Here is a 16,026-nt window from a genome sequence, read left to right on the forward strand (position 1 = left end):
AACTAAATAACTAGATTGTTGAAAGTAGGTTTTAAGTAATGAAGAAAATGGCATTATCCTTCGCAGTCGTAAGTTTATTACTGGGAGCTTGTAGTAACAATAGTAATACGATTAGTAAGAAGGATGAAGTTATACAAAAAGATACAAAAGAAAAAAGTATGATTCCGAGAACTGCTGTTTCTAAAGATTATTATAGAACTGTTATTCCTTTAAAAGAACAAAAGGTTATTAATACAGCTAATATAAAAACAAATTCTAAATTGGATTTAGCAGAGTATGAAAATGGTTTAATAAATATTGCAACGCAGCAATTTGATACAGAGAGTCACGTACTGCAATTAAATCAGTATATTCCAGAGAAACTAGTTGATGAACTAGTTGCGAAAGTAGAAGCGCCAGTTTTGACGAATATTATAGAACAAGACTATTTCGGAAAACAGAATTCAAATGAATTAAGTTTATCTGGTGTTATGATTGGCTTAGCTATGTCTTCAAGTGTATCGAATGAAGAAGCTATGTCTAAAGGGTCTGAAGTTGCTAAACAACTTATTGAAGCTATTAACAAAAATGATAAATATAACAAATCTCCAATTACGTTTGCTATCTTTAAGCAAGAAAGTACAAGTTCTTTAAAAAATGGTACGTATATTGCTAGTGCTACTGTTCAAAAGAATGATACGAACCTTGGAAATTGGAGTACAATTGATGAAAAGTCGTATTCATATCCTTCTGATGAATTTACACAAGCACATGGAGAAGATAATACAAAAATAAATAACTTTGCTAAGGAAATAAAAGGTTTTTCTAATGGAGATTTTATTCCAGTCAACGCAAAAGTTTCTTATAAGAAAGATCAAATGGATACATTAAATATGAATATTGTTATTAAATATAACGGTAAAACAGAATTAATGGCTCTTACCCAATTGGCTGCTCAAGGTATGTTAGACAAATTGCCTAAAGATGCGAAAGTACAATTACAGATCAAGTCCGAGAGTAAAATTGAGGCCGTTATTATAAAAGAGAAAAACAGTGATAAACCGTTTGTTTCCTTCTTGTAAAAAAGACAGTATGTAAACTGTCTTTTTTTATTTTAAATGAAAATATAAAATGTTTTTTGATGGTAATTCATTGCTGTATATCGTGTGACAATCGTATATGTATCAACTATAATAAGTTATCTTAAAAAAAGTAATATATAGGAATTTGAAAGAGGTGGCTTTCTTATGGCATCACAACAATTAGGTCGTTTACGTTCTGAAATTGATCAACTTAATTTACAAATATTAGAGTTACTAAACGAAAGAGGTCGTCTCGTACAAGAAGTTGGTAATTTAAAAGAAGTATAAGGTGTGAAACGTTTTGATCCTGTACGTGAAAGAAATATGCTGGATTTAATTGCAGAGAATAATAATGGTCCATTTGAAACTTCGACTTTACAACATATTTTCAAACAAATTTTTCAAGTTGGTTTAGAGTTACAAGAAGAGGATCATCGTAAAGCAATACTTGTTTCTCGTAAGAAAAAAACAGAAGATACGATTGTTGAAATTAATAGTGAAAAAATTGGTGACGGAAATCAGCATTTTATTATGGGACCGTGTGCAGTGGAAAGTTATGAACAAGTACGTCAAGTTGCTGAAGCAATGAAAGAGCAACGCGTAATACGCTTGATATTTCCGCTGTACCGATTTTAAAGAAAGAGGCACATTTACCTGTCGTTGTTGATGTAACGCATTCTACAGGGAGACGTGACCTTCTCTTACCAACTGCAAAAGCAGCGATGGCAATTGGTGCAGACGCAATTATGGCTGAAGTAGATTCAGATCCGGCTGTAGCTTTATCAGATGCGGCGCAGCAAATGAATATACCGCAGTTCAATGATTTTATGAATGAATTAAAATCATTTGGAAGTAAATTATAAGAACTTTTAATGAGCTGTTCCAAAAAGGCATTTTGGGACAGCCTTCTCTTATTGTATAGCGACTGTCATTGTCGATTTTTGTTGGGAAGTTGGTATATTAAAAAAATCGCTGATATAATTAGAGTTGTGGTCGATATATTTGGAAAATCGCCGATATATTTCGAGTTACGGTTCATATATTCGAAAAGTCGCCGATATAAATTTCATTTACTATCGTACTGCTTAAAATAAGATTTCTACTTAGGAAATATCTATTTTTTTACAAAAAATGCCCTTTTTTCATAAAAAATACGAAAATACGAGAAAAGAAGCGAATTTTTTCGAAACTTTTGCGGGAAAATATTGTATGAGCCTGCGTTTATATCGTATCATTAGTAAAAGGAAGAACTCGGGACGATTGGTGGCATCTGCAAATAGAGTTGATGTCTTTTTTTCATTCAAGTAACCGATACATAAAAATAGATAACAAAAATAGAAGGAGTGTGCGATGAGATGAACGTAACAATCTATGATGTAGCGCGCGAAGCGAACGTTTCAATGGCTACCGTATCACGCGTTGTGAACGGTAACCCAAATGTAAAGCCTACAACAAGAAAGAAAGTATTAGAAGCAATTGATCGTTTAGGATACCGCCCAAATGCGGTAGCACGTGGACTAGCAAGTAAGAAGACAACTACAGTAGGTGTTATTATTCCTGATATCTCAAATACGTTTTATGCAGAACTTGCACGTGGAATTGAAGATATCGCAACAATGTACAAATATAACATCATTTTAAGTAACTCTGATCAAAACAAAGAGAAAGAGTTCCATCTATTAAATACGATGCTTGGAAAACAAGTGGACGGAATTGTTTTCATGGGTGAAGATATTACAGACCTTCACATTGAAGAATTTAAAAAATCTCCAGTACCAATTGTATTAGCAGCGTCATTTGATGAGCAAAATGAAACGCCATCAGTAAATATTGATTATACACAAGCAGCTTACGATGCAATGAAGCACTTTATCGAGCAAGGACATAAACGTATCGGTTTCGTCTCTGGTCCATTCATTGATAAAGCGGGAAGCGCGAAGAAGTTACAAGGTTATAAAAAAGCTTTAGAAGAAGAAGGTATTTCATATGATGAAAATCTTGTAATCGATGGAGATTACACATATGACTCAGGTATCGAAGCATTCGAAAAGCTTTGGAGCAATGATGAAAAGCCAACAGCAATCTTCGTGTCTTCTGATGAAATGGCACTAGGTGTAATCCATGCAGCACAAGACGCTGGATTAAACGTACCAACTGATGTAGAAGTACTTGGTTTCGATAATACACGCCTTGCATTAATGGTTCGTCCGCAGCTTTCAACAGTTGTACAACCAATGTATGATATCGGTGCAGTAGCAATGCGTCTATTAACAAAGTATATGAACAAAGAAAAAGTGGAAGATCACACTGTTATCTTACCTCACCGTATCCAATTTAGAGATTCAACGAAGTAAGTATAAAAAAGCTCACAGCGATTGCTGTGAGCTTTTATTTGTATTCAGGATAATATTTTTCAATTACTGTATCTACAGTTTCATTTTTCTTAACGTGCAAAAATCTTGCGTACAATTCTTTTCCAGTTTCAAATGGCGTATCGTCTAATTCAAACACATGTAACACTTTTCGGAACGTCCATGTGATTTGCTCATCATACATATTATCGTATGTGTGCTCCGATTGTATAGCTATCTTTTCACCTAGTTCATGAGCTTCTTCTAAACTGTTTGCTTTAACAAGAATAATACTTTCTTCAAAAAGTGTATCCTGATTCTCTTCATAATGCTCATCCATTTTCGTAGGATGAGGCTCACCAGAATGAACAGACTCAAACAATAATTTTACAGCGTACATATTATGCTGCATGTTTCACTTTATAAATAATACTTGCGATAAGCGAAGCAGGTATTGTAAATACGTTACTTTGATAATGGTAATGTACTTGGGATTCTTCATAAGACATGTTGTCATATAGTTCGTTTTGTGAGACACTCATTTTTTTCTGTTTTTCTTTGAGCATTTTAATGTAGTTGTATTGTATTGGGACGAGAATGATGAAATAAGCTAATACGATTAGTGAAATCCAAATCATTATGAACACTCCCTTACAAAGAATATTTATATATGGTAATTATATCAATTTATATGAAAAATATCCATTTTTTATATAAATTGATTCTTTTTTTAAATGAAAAAAATTCTTCTTGGTTTCGTAAATCATGTTCAAGGCATGTTTATGCATTGCGTTTAAAACTTTGTATTAACTGTTCTAATCTAGAAGGATCATATTGTTTCACGTTGTTGGCAATAATACTTGCATCTTTGTCTAAGTTAACTGTAATATAATCGAATCGCTCTACTTGTTTAAAAACTTTATAATATTATATTAGAATTTATTTATTAAAAGACTTCTCTATAGATTTTATTATTCCGTGTTATATGTCACATAAGTGCAAATTTAACTATTATAGGGCAATGTCATGTATAATAGAAAGAAAAGGCTTGTGAGGGGGGAAAAGAGATGATCGTTCTTTGGATAATTACGCTTTGTATGACTGCTATTTTTGCATATATGACGTTAAAACAAAATGGTTTAAAGCGATTTGTTCCAGGAAGTATTCTTGCAGGAATTGCCCTTATCACGTATGTAATTTCTATTTTTATTGAAAGTGTATCAGTAGATATGAGCACAAGTTTAATGTTTATTGGTATTACACTATTTGCAGGTAGCATTATGGTACTTATGGTTGCTGGTATTATTTTATTTATTCATATGAATTCGGAAACGTTATAGCATATAGAAAAGGCATGTCCCGAGGGACATGCCTTTTTATCCGTTCAATTATGCTCTATCTTTAGAAGAATTTTGTTGTTTTAATAAGTCACGAATTTCGCCAAGAAGAACTTCTTCTTTTGTTGGTTCTGGAATTTCTTCCTCTTTTTCGTCTTCTTTTTTAGATGTTAGTTTGTTGAAAACTTTAACAAACATAAAGATAGAAGCTGCGATAATTAAGAAATCAAAAATTGTTTGGATGAAGTTACCATACATAACAGCTGATTTACCGTATCCAAAGTGCAAATCTGTAAAGTTAACGCCACCTAATACCATACCAAGTAATGGTGTAATAATGTCTTTTACTAAAGAACTAACGATTTTACCGAATGCAGCACCGATTACAACCCCGACAGCTAAATCAACGACATTCCCTTTGAAAGCGAACTTTTTAAACTCGTTCCACATGTGTCAATCCCATCCTTTCCACGATTCATTATGAAATTTATAATTCCTATCAACATATTCTATAGAAATTTACGAGAGAAATAAAGGGGAAATGGGAATGAAAGTAAATTCTGAAAAATGTATCCGTTTTAATTTTTGTTTACATCATCTAGTAAAGATTGTAGCATTTGCTGCGTTTTTAATCCTTCTAATCCATCTACAACAGGCTTTGTATCTCCGTGTACACATTCAATAAAATGATGAACAGCATCTTCAAAACCACGTTGTTTTAACGTCGTATCCCATGATGGAGAACCGCTTTGTGAAACTGAGTTTTCCTGTTCAATTTCAAATGTATTCATATTTTTTACGCGAATGATTTTCCCTGGCGTTACAAGTTCAATTTGTTCTAAATTTGTACCGGCATGGCGATGCATTGCAGTAGAAAGTAACAGTCCACTTGGAGTTGTATATGTATGATGTCCGTAAAGAAGTTCATTCTTTTCATTGATTTGCATCATATTGTGAACGACGTTAAGGTCATCATTAGCTAACCAGCGAGCGGTATCTACAATGTGTAAATAATCATCTAACATAGTGAAGTCGTACGTATATGGCCCGACTTTATTTGTGCGATGCTTTTCAATTCGAATCCATGAAATATCATTAGCCTGTTCTTTGGCAGCGACATACATAGGAACGAATCTGCGATTAAATCCGACCATTAACTTTCGGTTATACTTCTCGCTCAACTCGACTAGTTGCTCAGCTTGTTCCACAGTAGCTGCTAACGGCTTATCAACATAAACGTCGATTCCTTTTTTCAAAAGCTCAGAAACGATTTCATAATGCGATGCAGTTGAACTATGAACGAAGATTGCATCACATTCCGAAGCTAACGTTTCAATAGAATGAAAGTCTTGAATTCGGTATTGCTGGCAAACTTGTTTTCTTTTCTCTGCGTTAGGTGTAAACGCCCCAACAAAGTTCCAATCTGTTTCTTTTGTAAGTGTTGGAAGATAGACCTTTTGCGCAATACTTCCAAGTCCAATCATCCCAATTTTAGGTTTATTCATATGTATTCCCACCCTATTAATATTAATGTAACGGCTTAAATGTAGCATAGGGTGGGGGAGGAAGGCAAAAATTAGCTTTTTACTTGCGTCCTTCTAACAAAATCTTCTCTATTTCTTTAAAGTGATGAGCGCGAGCATGCTCTAACGGGGTAACACCATCATTATCTGGAATATTTACATCTGCACCGTGCTCAATAAGAAGGCGAATGACTTGTTGCTGTGTTTCGTTTCCGTTACTTAGTACGATGGCTTCCATTAAAGCTGTCCATCCTAGGTTATTTACATGATTTACATCAATATTTGTTCGAGTGAGGATTTCTTTTATAACGTCAATATAGCCATGTTCTGAGGCTGGGATAAGAGCTGTTCCGCCGTAACGATTTGTAATCGTAGGATCTGCACCAGCATCAATTGTTAGCTTTAAAATGTCTAAGTAACCTTCCGCACCGGCGTATAGAAAGGGATTGTTTTTCATGTCATCTTGGATATTTACGTCAGCACCAGCTTCGATAAGTGCCTTTGCAGTTTTTATATCATTTTTGTATGTAGCAATCATAAGAGAGGTACGTCCTTGATTATCCGTCGCATTTATATTTGCACCTTGTTTTAGTAAAGATATAACAGTATTCGTTTCATTTTTTTCAGTAGCTGCTAGTAGTGCAGTCTCCATGTTTGTCATCTCCTTTTTTACTTCTTGTTCTTGCGAGCATCCGTGTAAAAAAATTACGCAACATATCATACTGAATGTTTTTTTGAACATGGAATTTCAACCTCCTAATTTCAACTGTAAAATAGGAACATTAAATTTTTATAAACTGACGCTAAAATTACTATAAAATCGCTTGAGTATTTGAACATATATTTTTATGCTTATGAATATGAAGGATGGGTAAAGTGAAACTTTAATCAGTGGGGGGCATCCCCACTGATTATTAGCTCACACCAATCGGGCATTAACGGGCAGTTTTACTACCTGTTAATGCGGAATAAAGTGAGGATGTAAATTATGTCTATTAAAACAAGGTTTTTATTTTCTTATATTGCTGTCATTCTTGTTTCTATTACGCTCATATTAGTCGCGGGATTTTTAATTGTTTTTTCAATAACAGGTGATTTGGAAGCAGTGAAAAATTTCTATAAAAGTTCTTACATTCAAAAGCCGCTTACACCAGAAGAAGAAAATGCCTATCTTGAATTAAAATTAGCGGCAAAGCAACATCAATCTCAATTATTAGATGAATCGTTCGTTTCATCAATTGAAAAAGAAGGTGTGAAAATAATTGTAAGAAAGGGAGAAAACATTTCTTATGCTAATAAGGAATTTGAAAGTTCGACTTTAACAGAAGCCCTTCCGAAATTTGAAGCGGCAAATATTAATAGTCGTGGTACAACCGAACTAGGCGATACATTTTATCGATATGTAAAATTTGATTTTTATTTTCCCGAGAAAGAAGAAGGGAGTATATTTGTACTAAAAAAGCAAAGTTCATTTGTAGATCTTACACAAAAGTTATTTCCAATCTTATTCGTATCGCTTTTACTACTAGCCATTTTACTCATTGGATTATTAAGTTACCTCGTTTCAAGAAGTGTAATAAAACCAATTTTTGTATTGAAAGGCGCAACGGAGAAAATTAAAGAAGGAAATTTAGATTTTCAAATACCAATTACATCACACGACGAAATAGGGCAATTAAATCAAGGGTTTGAGGAAATGAGGAAGAGATTAAAAGAATCGATAGAGATGCAAACACAGTATGAAGAAAATCGAAAAGAGCTTATTTCAAACATCTCTCATGACTTAAAAACACCGATTACATCAATTATAGGATATGTAGAAGGAATAAAGGACGGGGTAGCAAATACGCCAGAAAAAATGGATAAGTATTTAACAACTATCCATACGAAGGCAAAACATATGGACACACTCATTGATGAACTATTTTTATTTTCGAAGCTCGATTTGAATCGAGTTCCATTCCAGTTTGAAACAGTTGAATTAAATACGTTTATGCAAGAATTAATAGAAGAGATGCAAATGGATTTAAGTAAAGAAGGTATAGAAGTTAACTTACAATTACATGCATCAACACTATATGTAACGGCCGATTGTGAAAAGATAAATAGAGTGATATCAAATTTAATTCATAATAGTGTGAAATACATGGATAAAGAAGAGAAGAAAATTACTGTAACAGTATCGAGTGATAATAATAAAATTATTGTGAAAGTGATGGACAACGGATCAGGTATAGAAGCTGATACATTGCCGTATATCTTTGAACGTTTTTATCGTGCAGAGCAATCGCGGAATTCTAGCACAGGTGGAAGTGGACTTGGTTTAGCAATAGCGAAGCAAATTGTTGAAGAACATGGCGGGGAAATTTGGGCGGAAAGCGAGCTTGGTAAAGGCACAAGCATTTTCTTCTCATTGGAAAAAGTAGAGGAATGTGGTGAGTAAATTGAAAAGAATTTTATTAATAGAAGATGAAGTAAGTATTGCAGAATTACAGCGAGATTATTTAGAAATTAATGATTTCCAAGTTGATGTAGAGCATTCAGGAGAAATAGGTTTACAAACAGCTCTGCAAGAAGACTATGATTTAATTATTTTAGATATTATGCTTCCGAAAATGAACGGATTCGAAATTTGTAAACAAATACGTGCTGTAAAAGATATTCCGATTCTACTTGTTTCAGCAAAAAAAGAAGATATAGATAAAATTCGCGGACTCGGATTAGGAGCGGATGATTATATAACGAAACCGTTTAGTCCAAGCGAATTAGTCGCAAGAGTAAAAGCGCATATTGCTCGTTATGAAAGATTATTAGGAAATGTAAATAAGCAACGTGATACGCTATACATTCACGGAATTTCTATCGATCAACGAGCGAGGAAAGTTTTTATAAACAATGAAGAAGTGGCATTTACAACGAAGGAATTTGATTTATTAACATTCTTTGTCACACATCCAAACCAAGTATTAAATAAAGAACAGTTATTTGAACGCATTTGGGGATTAGATTCCGCTGGTGATTTAGCCACTGTTGTCGTTCATGTTAGAAAGTTACGTGAAAAAATCGAAAGAGACCCTGCCCACCCGCAATATATTGAAACAGTGTGGGGAGCTGGTTATCGTTTTAATGTGTAGGGAACCTGCCGAGTTATTGGTAGGTTTTTTATATGTTATTTGAACGAAAGGAGAGAATAGGAAATTTATGTTAAAATGTAAAGAGAGATAAAACATAGGAGAGTGTGAGAGGGCGTGCTACATTTTGGGGGATACATTAAAAGATAATAAATCAAACAAGGTTTTAAAGATTGGAACTAATATGGTACTTATCTTATTAATTATTGGTGCAATACAAATGTTTTATGATGAAGATTCTACGAATGATCATTTCGGTTGGTTATTTATGATGGTCTTTTTTGCAATTAAAATAATTTCTAGTTTTATGATAAGTTTAAAAGAAGGAGATAAAAAGTCAGTATTTATTGATTTAGGTTTAGTGATTTTTTCTGTTCTTCTTTTGGTTGTTACTAGTGTGAAATATTTCTTTTGAAAAAGCTCATAGTCTTATAGAGGCTGTGAGCTTTTTGTTGGAAAATTAGCTTGCGACCTTAACATACTATTTTAGAGTTCCTTGTTGCAATGATTTATAAAATGTTTGAGTAGTAGAAGTAAACAGAGTCGTTTCTTCTAAAAAAGGATAATGGTTGCTGTTTTCGAATGGAATGAAGATAGAATTACGTATCCCATCATGTATCTCGATAGAATATTGAATTGGACACTGTACATCATATCTTCCGCATATAATAAGTGTCTTTGTTTGGATGGAAGGTAAATACTCTCTTAAATCAAATGACGGATATTCATTGGCGAAAGCGTTCATCCGGCTAGCGGACATAGTTTTTTGGATTGGTTTACAAAAATAAGAGTTGTAGTTTTCTGGTTTATGCAGTGATAATTTTGTTCTCTCAGTAGATAGTTCTTTTCGTTCTTCACTTGTAAGGTGAGGGCTTTTTAAGTTTTCGATGAGTTTTTGCATATAATGAAACTGTGGATGTGCTGGGTGATAAATGCAGAATGGTATTTCGGTATAGTTACTTGCTGCAGCTCCAACGATGACTAATGATTGTAAGGAATTTGGATATGTAATCGCATATAAAAGTCCAAGCATACCACCTGTCGAATGACCAGCGAAATGCCATGTTGGGAGTTGTAAAGCTTCCCGTATTGCTTCTAAATCGTGAACCGTTTCAATCATACTTAATTCGTTTTCTGACTGGGCGGTTACAGAGCTACCAGCATCTCGTAAATTAATGAGAAATACACGCTGCGTAGCAGTGAAAACATCTGCAAAGTAATCACCAGTTTCATTAAATTGTGAATAGTGATGTGTAATACAAAGCGGTTCGCCATTTCCTTTTGTAAAGAGTTCAAATGTGCCGCGTTTTGTGGGGATCATTTGTTGTGTCCACATAATATCACGTCCTTTTTTCATAAAAGTTGGACCAGACTGTTATAAAATGAAAATATATCAGCGATTATTAGAATATATCGGCGCAACTCGGAATATATCAGCGATTATCAAAATATATCGGCGTAACTCGGAATATATCAGCGATTATTAAAATATATCGACTTGCCGACAGAAAACGACAATAATAGTAAGCTTTAAATAAAAGGAGGCTATTCAAAAACGAGCCTCCTTTTCCTTTAGTATAAAGATTTTGTCATATTATTCCGAATAATTTCAAGGGATTTCGCTACAGTTAATGCATTTTTTTCTTCAATTTCTGGTTTACGGGGGATAGGTTTATACATGTTGTCTGGATCTTCCCATGTGAGGGGAAGTTCTGTTTCTGCTTGTCCTTTCCAAGCTTCAATCCATTCTGGAGGGAGATAACCTGAGATGTTTTGGATGTTGTTCATTTCGAGCCAAATGAGTGCCCAAGCTCTTGGAACGACGCGCCAGTGATCATAGCCACCGCCGCCGACAGCGATCCAGCGACCGTCGCAATATTCATTAGCAATTTCACGAGCGAGCTTCGGTATTTCGCGGTAAATATTCATTGTCGCACAAAGATGTGTAAGTGGGTCATAATAATGTGCGTCAGCACCATTTTGCGTTAAAATAATATCCGGTTTAAAGTACGCTGCAACTTCTTTTACAACAGTTCGATATGCTTCTAAGAACGATTCATCTTCTGTAAAAGCATCGAGTGGAACGTTAAAAGAATAACTATAACCATTACCTTGTCCACGTTCGTTTACAGCGCCAGTTCCAGGGAATAAATAGCGACCAGTTTCATGCAGTGAAATGGTGCATACGTTAGGGTCATCATAAAACGACCACTGTACGCCATCACCGTGATGAGCATCTGTATCAATATATAAGACGCGTAAACCGTATTTCTTCTGAATATACTTCATTGCTATGGAGCTATCGTTATAAATACAAAAGCCAGATGCCTTGCCACGGAAGCCATGATGTAAGCCGCCTCCTAAGTTAAGCGCGTGTTTTACTTTTCCGGAAAGAACAGCATCGACAGCTGTTAACGTACCGCCAACGAGCAATGCGCTTGCTTCGTGCATATTTGGGAACATCGGTGTATCTTCTGTTCCTAGTCCATATGTCATCGCAATTGATTTTTCTAACTTTCCTTCTCCAGCACGTTTTACCGCATTTATGTACTCCTCTGTATGAACGTAGGCAATCTCTTCATCTGTAGCCATCCGTGGTGAGATGATTTGAGAGGGAGAGATGAAACCGCCCTTTTGTAATAAATCATACGTAAGTGTGACGCGCAGTTGGTTAAAAGGATGATCAGGGCTAAATGAATAGCCCCGAAAGTCATCCGAATAAATAAACGCGCTACTCATGATTGCATCCCCATGATGTTCGGCCATAATACGCGGTAGCCTTCTGCTTCAAGTGCATCAATCACTTTTAGAGGATTCATCGTTTGAATGCGGAAAACGAGTACTTTATCATTCTCATCTTTTGCTGGGTAGACGAGAACGCTCACGATATTTATTTGTAAGTCACTAAAAATAGCAACGACTTTTCCAAGAATACCAGGTTCGTTTTTTACTTGAATTTCAATTTGTGAACTTGGTTGATGTGCCCCTGTTAATTTCACTAACGTGTGCAGTACTGTAGATTCAGAAATGATTCCAACTAACTTTCCAGCCTTTGTAACAGGAAGACAGCCAATTTTATTTTCAAAAAATAAAGTAGCAATTTCCTCAACGAAATCGAGAGGATGGCAAGTCATAACAGGATGTTTCATAATAAGTTCAAGCGGTTGCTGTAGCATATCAAGTGAAACTTGTTCATCTAGAATAGACGGACTTGCATCTCTTACATCCCGATCAGAAATAATGCCTACGACGTGATTATTTTGATCGACAATTGGAATGTGCCGAATGCCTTTCGTGCGAATCGTTCGGATTGCTGTTTCGATTGTATCGTTTGGATGTAGTGTAACTACATTTTGATTCATAATTTCTTCTACAATCATTCCAGTTGCCCCCTTTATTAATACATAAAACGATTGTGAAAACGTAGACGATCAAAAGCTTGAATAGAATCCGTATCAACGCGTTTACCGATGCGGACCATTAAACAGTTGGCGGGATGTGAACAAATTTCAGGATCGTCTGTAGCCATCCATTGTAACCCGCCGGCATTCATCATCTTTTCCATTACTTTTCGGTATTCCCACACATTCAATCCTGTTTGTTTCAAATCCCAGTGCCAATAATATTCAGTCGTCAATATAATGTAATCTTCCATATAATCGTCCATCATAGAAACCTCTAGTAAGTTCTTTCCGACAGAACTCCCGCGGAAGGCTGGGACTACTTCAATTGCCCCAAGCTCAATTAAGTTTTCCATTTTTCCTTCTGACCATCGTTCAAGTGGATCAGGATACAAGTATGTAACATATCCAACAATTGTTTGGTCATGTCTAGCAATAATGAGACGAGCTTCTGGTAATTTAGAAATTTCGACAATTGCTTTATATTGCTGTTCTGCAGGACGAAATGCAACTAAATCTGGATGAAATTCATACATTTCAAGATTATGTGTAGAGACAGGACCTTCAATAATTAAAGTGCCTTTCGCTGTTTTTAAGTTTCTAGCATTGTATATTTTTTTATGAATCAATGTATTGCTCACCACCTTGAGGGTTTGTGAATCTATTAATATCGTACTTTATAATATATGCGATGTGAATCGAATTTTGTCATTAAAAATTTGTCTAAAAATCAACAAATATACTGAAAATTTTAAATAATATCATTATAATAGATAATAGAATACATAGGAGGGGGATGTAAAGTATGAAAGTAGAAACGCTTCCTGTCATTAAAGGAGAAAATAATTTGCCGAATTATGATGAGGCATACGCGAATTTTAACTGGGAAGAGGTTAATAAAAATTTTACTTGGAATGAAACAGGCCGAGTAAATATGGCGTATGAGGCAATTGATAAGCATGCGAAATCCGATCGAAAGAATAAAGTAGCCCTTTATTATCAAGATGGATCGCGAAAAGAGAAATATACATTTAAGGAAATGAAGGATTTTTCTAATAAAGCAGGAAATGTCCTGAAAAACTATGGCGATGTAGAAAAAGGCGATCGCGTTTTTATTTTTATGCCACGTTCTCCAGAGTTATATTTCGCACTTTTAGGTGCAGTGAAATTAGGAGCAATTGTTGGACCGCTATTTGAAGCATTTATGGAAGGCGCAGTTCGCGATCGTTTAGAAGATAGCGAAGCAAAGGTGTTAATTACAACGCCTGAATTGTTAGAGCGCGTACCATTAAATGATTTACCAGCTTTAAAAACAGTTTTCCTTGTTGGAGATAATGTAGAAGAAGGCGGTAAAACGGTAGCGTTCAATCCTTTATTTGAACAAGCTTCAAAAGAATTACATATTGAATGGTTAGGCCGTGAAGACGGTTTAATTCTTCACTATACGTCTGGTTCTACTGGTAAGCCAAAGGGTGTGCTTCATGCGCAAAATGCAATGGTTCAGCACTATCAAACGGCGAAATGGGTATTAGATTTAAAAGAAGATGACGTATATTGGTGCACAGCTGACCCGGGCTGGGTAACGGGAACTGCTTACGGCATTTTCGCACCGTGGTTAGTCGGAGCATCAAATGTTATTTTAGGTGGACGATTTAGTCCAGAAGCGTGGTATGAAGCACTGCAAGATTACGGTGTAACAGTTTGGTATAGTGCACCAACAGCGTTCCGTATGTTAATGGGAGCTGGACAAGACGCAATTAAAAAATATGACTTATCACAAGTTCGTCACGTACTAAGCGTTGGTGAGCCGTTAAATCCAGAAGTAATTCGCTGGGGTATGAATGCATTTGGACTCCGTATTCATGATACGTGGTGGATGACAGAAACAGGTGGACAAGTTATTTGTAACTATCCTTGTATGGAAATTCGTCCAGGTTCAATGGGTAAACCAATTCCAGGTGTGAAAGCAGCGATTGTTGATAATGAAGGAAATGAAGTGCCTCCATACACAATGGGCAACTTAGCAATTGGTAAAGGTTGGCCAGCTATGATGCGTGGAATCTGGAATAACCCGCAAAAATATGAATCTTATTTCATGCCGGGAGATTGGTACGTATCAGGTGACTCTGCCTATATGGATGAAGATGGATACTTCTGGTTCCAAGGACGTATTGACGATGTAATTATGACGTCAGGTGAGCGCGTTGGTCCGTTTGAAGTAGAAAGTAAATTAATCGAGCATGCTGCTGTTGCAGAAGCAGGTGTAATTGGTATTCCTGATCCAGTGCGCGGCGAAATTATTAAAGCATTTATCGCACTTCGAGCAGGATACGAACCATCTGATGAATTAAAAGAAGAAATTCGTCAATTTGTAAAGAAAGGCCTAGCAGCTCATGCAGCGCCACGACAAATTGAATTTAGAGATAAATTACCGAAAACGAGAAGTGGTAAAATTATGCGCCGCGTATTAAAAGCGTGGGAGTTAAACTTACCAACAGGTGACTTATCAACGATGGAAGATTAAGAGAGAAAGGTCTGAACGAAAAATGTTCAGGCCTTTCTTTTTTATGATATCATGAACTTGTATATATAAGTTAAAGGGGATAGTATGATGAAAACAGAAAAGGAAAAGATGATACTAGGAGAAATGTACATACCGGCTGATCCAGTTTTAGTACAAGAAAGAGAGCAAGCTCGTATATTAACGAGAAAATTAAATGAAACGCCAGAAGTACAATTAAAAGAGCGTAGCGAAATCGTAAAAGAACTATTCGGAACGACTGGAGATAACATTCATCTTGAATCTTCTTTTAGATGTGATTATGGCTATAACATTCACGTTGGCGAAAATTTTTACGCGAACTTTGACTGTACCATTTTAGACGTATGCCCGGTGACAATCGGAGTGAACTGTATGTTAGCTCCAGGAGTTCACATTTATACAGCAACGCACCCACTCAATCCAATTGAGCGTATAAGCGGATCAGAATACGGAAAACCAGTTACAATTGGCGATAACGTATGGATTGGCGGAAGAGCAATTATTAATCCAGGTGTAACAATTGGAGACAATGCGGTGATCGCATCTGGTGCTGTCGTAACGAAAGATGTGCCTAATAATGTAGTAGTTGGCGGGAATCCTGCAAAGATTATAAAAAAACTAAAATAATATGTGAACGAAGCGCCTTCCTCGTCTGTATACATTTATGAAAGAATAGATGA

General features: G+C 35.6%; 19 protein-coding genes and 1 pseudogene. 11 read left to right on the forward strand and 9 right to left on the reverse strand.

Annotated elements, in window-relative coordinates:
• Positions 1–38 precede the first annotated feature (38 nt).
• The 5 genes and pseudogenes from C4S65_RS01225 (at position 39) to ccpA (ending at position 3,415) form a co-directional block, all read left to right on the forward strand.
• Complete coding sequence (locus C4S65_RS01225) at positions 39–1,061, forward strand: CamS family sex pheromone protein (RefSeq protein ID WP_000738028.1); 1,023 nt, start codon at positions 39–41, stop codon at positions 1,059–1,061.
• Positions 1,062–1,226: 165 nt separating this feature from the next.
• Complete coding sequence (locus C4S65_RS35020; RefSeq protein ID WP_000168202.1) at positions 1,227–1,349, forward strand: chorismate mutase; 123 nt, start codon at positions 1,227–1,229, stop codon at positions 1,347–1,349.
• Positions 1,350–1,592: 243 nt separating this feature from the next.
• On the forward strand, positions 1,593–1,697 hold the full coding sequence (locus tag C4S65_RS35640; protein ID WP_327895838.1) for a hypothetical protein: 105 nt from the start codon (positions 1,593–1,595) through the stop codon (positions 1,695–1,697).
• Positions 1,655–1,924, forward strand: a pseudogene (locus tag C4S65_RS35030) (chorismate mutase); the annotation flags it as partial. The gene C4S65_RS35640 and the pseudogene C4S65_RS35030, both read left to right, overlap by 43 nt.
• A gap of 492 nt (positions 1,925–2,416) precedes the next feature.
• On the forward strand, positions 2,417–3,415 hold the full coding sequence (gene ccpA / locus C4S65_RS01240; RefSeq protein WP_001103313.1) for a catabolite control protein A: 999 nt from the start codon (positions 2,417–2,419) through the stop codon (positions 3,413–3,415).
• 34 nt (positions 3,416–3,449) lie between these two features.
• Here ccpA and C4S65_RS01245 read toward each other — a convergent pair whose 3' ends face one another.
• Both C4S65_RS01245 and C4S65_RS01250 read right to left on the reverse strand, forming a co-directional pair.
• Positions 3,450–3,812 carry a DUF4288 domain-containing protein gene (locus tag C4S65_RS01245; protein WP_140337641.1) on the reverse strand — a complete coding sequence of 121 codons (363 nt, stop codon included), beginning with the start codon at positions 3,810–3,812 and terminating at the stop codon, positions 3,450–3,452.
• A gap of 1 nt (position 3,813) precedes the next feature.
• Complete coding sequence (locus C4S65_RS01250; protein ID WP_000637901.1) at positions 3,814–4,050, reverse strand: DUF3949 domain-containing protein; 237 nt, start codon at positions 4,048–4,050, stop codon at positions 3,814–3,816.
• 429 nt (positions 4,051–4,479) lie between these two features.
• Here C4S65_RS01250 and C4S65_RS01255 point away from each other — a divergent pair, with 429 nt between their 5' ends.
• Positions 4,480–4,752, forward strand: coding sequence for a DUF3917 domain-containing protein (locus C4S65_RS01255; protein WP_000636589.1), 273 nt, complete (start codon positions 4,480–4,482; stop codon positions 4,750–4,752).
• Positions 4,753–4,800: 48 nt separating this feature from the next.
• On the opposite strand, the gene mscL is transcribed toward C4S65_RS01255, so the two are convergent.
• The 3 genes from mscL to C4S65_RS01270 all read right to left on the reverse strand — a co-directional run bounded on the left by mscL (position 4,801) and on the right by C4S65_RS01270 (position 7,014).
• Entirely contained in the window at positions 4,801–5,199 is a 399-nt protein-coding gene (mscL, locus tag C4S65_RS01260) for a large conductance mechanosensitive channel protein MscL (protein WP_000267016.1), read from the reverse strand.
• Between the two features lie 128 nt (positions 5,200–5,327).
• Positions 5,328–6,254 (reverse strand): Gfo/Idh/MocA family oxidoreductase, encoded by a 927-nt coding sequence (locus tag C4S65_RS01265; protein WP_103945096.1) that lies wholly within the window; start codon positions 6,252–6,254, stop codon positions 5,328–5,330.
• A 79-nt stretch (positions 6,255–6,333) separates the two neighbouring features.
• A complete protein-coding gene (locus C4S65_RS01270) occupies positions 6,334–7,014 on the reverse strand; it encodes an ankyrin repeat domain-containing protein (protein WP_098838542.1) in 681 nt (226 codons plus the stop codon).
• A 246-nt stretch (positions 7,015–7,260) separates the two neighbouring features.
• Between C4S65_RS01270 and C4S65_RS01275 the strand changes: the two genes are divergently transcribed.
• The 3 genes from C4S65_RS01275 (at position 7,261) to C4S65_RS01285 (ending at position 9,818) form a co-directional block, all read left to right on the forward strand.
• Positions 7,261–8,715 (forward strand): HAMP domain-containing sensor histidine kinase, encoded by a 1,455-nt coding sequence (locus tag C4S65_RS01275; RefSeq protein ID WP_098838543.1) that lies wholly within the window; start codon positions 7,261–7,263, stop codon positions 8,713–8,715.
• 1 nt (position 8,716) lies between these two features.
• Positions 8,717–9,406 (forward strand): response regulator transcription factor, encoded by a 690-nt coding sequence (locus C4S65_RS01280; protein WP_061666073.1) that lies wholly within the window; start codon positions 8,717–8,719, stop codon positions 9,404–9,406.
• A 124-nt stretch (positions 9,407–9,530) separates the two neighbouring features.
• On the forward strand, positions 9,531–9,818 hold the full coding sequence (locus tag C4S65_RS01285; protein WP_061666047.1) for a hypothetical protein: 288 nt from the start codon (positions 9,531–9,533) through the stop codon (positions 9,816–9,818).
• A gap of 66 nt (positions 9,819–9,884) precedes the next feature.
• Here the strand turns inward: C4S65_RS01285 and C4S65_RS01290 are convergent, their stop codons facing one another.
• The 4 genes from C4S65_RS01290 to acuA all read right to left on the reverse strand — a co-directional run bounded on the left by C4S65_RS01290 (position 9,885) and on the right by acuA (position 13,433).
• On the reverse strand, positions 9,885–10,760 hold the full coding sequence (locus tag C4S65_RS01290) for an alpha/beta hydrolase (protein WP_141526906.1): 876 nt from the start codon (positions 10,758–10,760) through the stop codon (positions 9,885–9,887).
• A 215-nt stretch (positions 10,761–10,975) separates the two neighbouring features.
• Positions 10,976–12,142, reverse strand: coding sequence for an acetoin utilization protein AcuC (acuC, locus tag C4S65_RS01295; protein ID WP_098317808.1), 1,167 nt, complete (start codon positions 12,140–12,142; stop codon positions 10,976–10,978).
• Positions 12,139–12,783 carry an acetoin utilization AcuB family protein gene (locus C4S65_RS01300; RefSeq protein ID WP_016080058.1) on the reverse strand — a complete coding sequence of 215 codons (645 nt, stop codon included), beginning with the start codon at positions 12,781–12,783 and terminating at the stop codon, positions 12,139–12,141. The genes acuC and C4S65_RS01300 overlap by 4 nt, the downstream gene beginning before the upstream one ends.
• A gap of 17 nt (positions 12,784–12,800) precedes the next feature.
• The gene (acuA, locus tag C4S65_RS01305) at positions 12,801–13,433 is read right to left on the reverse strand and encodes an acetoin utilization protein acetyltransferase AcuA (protein ID WP_000581400.1); all 633 of its coding nucleotides are present in this window, start codon (positions 13,431–13,433) and stop codon (positions 12,801–12,803) included.
• 176 nt (positions 13,434–13,609) lie between these two features.
• Between acuA and acsA the strand changes: the two genes are divergently transcribed.
• Both acsA and C4S65_RS01315 read left to right on the forward strand, forming a co-directional pair.
• On the forward strand, positions 13,610–15,328 hold the full coding sequence (acsA, locus tag C4S65_RS01310) for an acetate--CoA ligase (RefSeq protein ID WP_086405829.1): 1,719 nt from the start codon (positions 13,610–13,612) through the stop codon (positions 15,326–15,328).
• Between the two features lie 84 nt (positions 15,329–15,412).
• On the forward strand, positions 15,413–15,973 hold the full coding sequence (locus C4S65_RS01315; RefSeq protein WP_086405830.1) for a maltose acetyltransferase domain-containing protein: 561 nt from the start codon (positions 15,413–15,415) through the stop codon (positions 15,971–15,973).
• Positions 15,974–16,026: the final 53 nt, after the last annotated feature.

This window comes from Bacillus sp. ok061 (genome assembly GCF_900108285.1).
Taxonomy (GTDB): Bacteria; Bacillota; Bacilli; order Bacillales; family Bacillaceae_G; genus Bacillus_A; species Bacillus_A thuringiensis_S.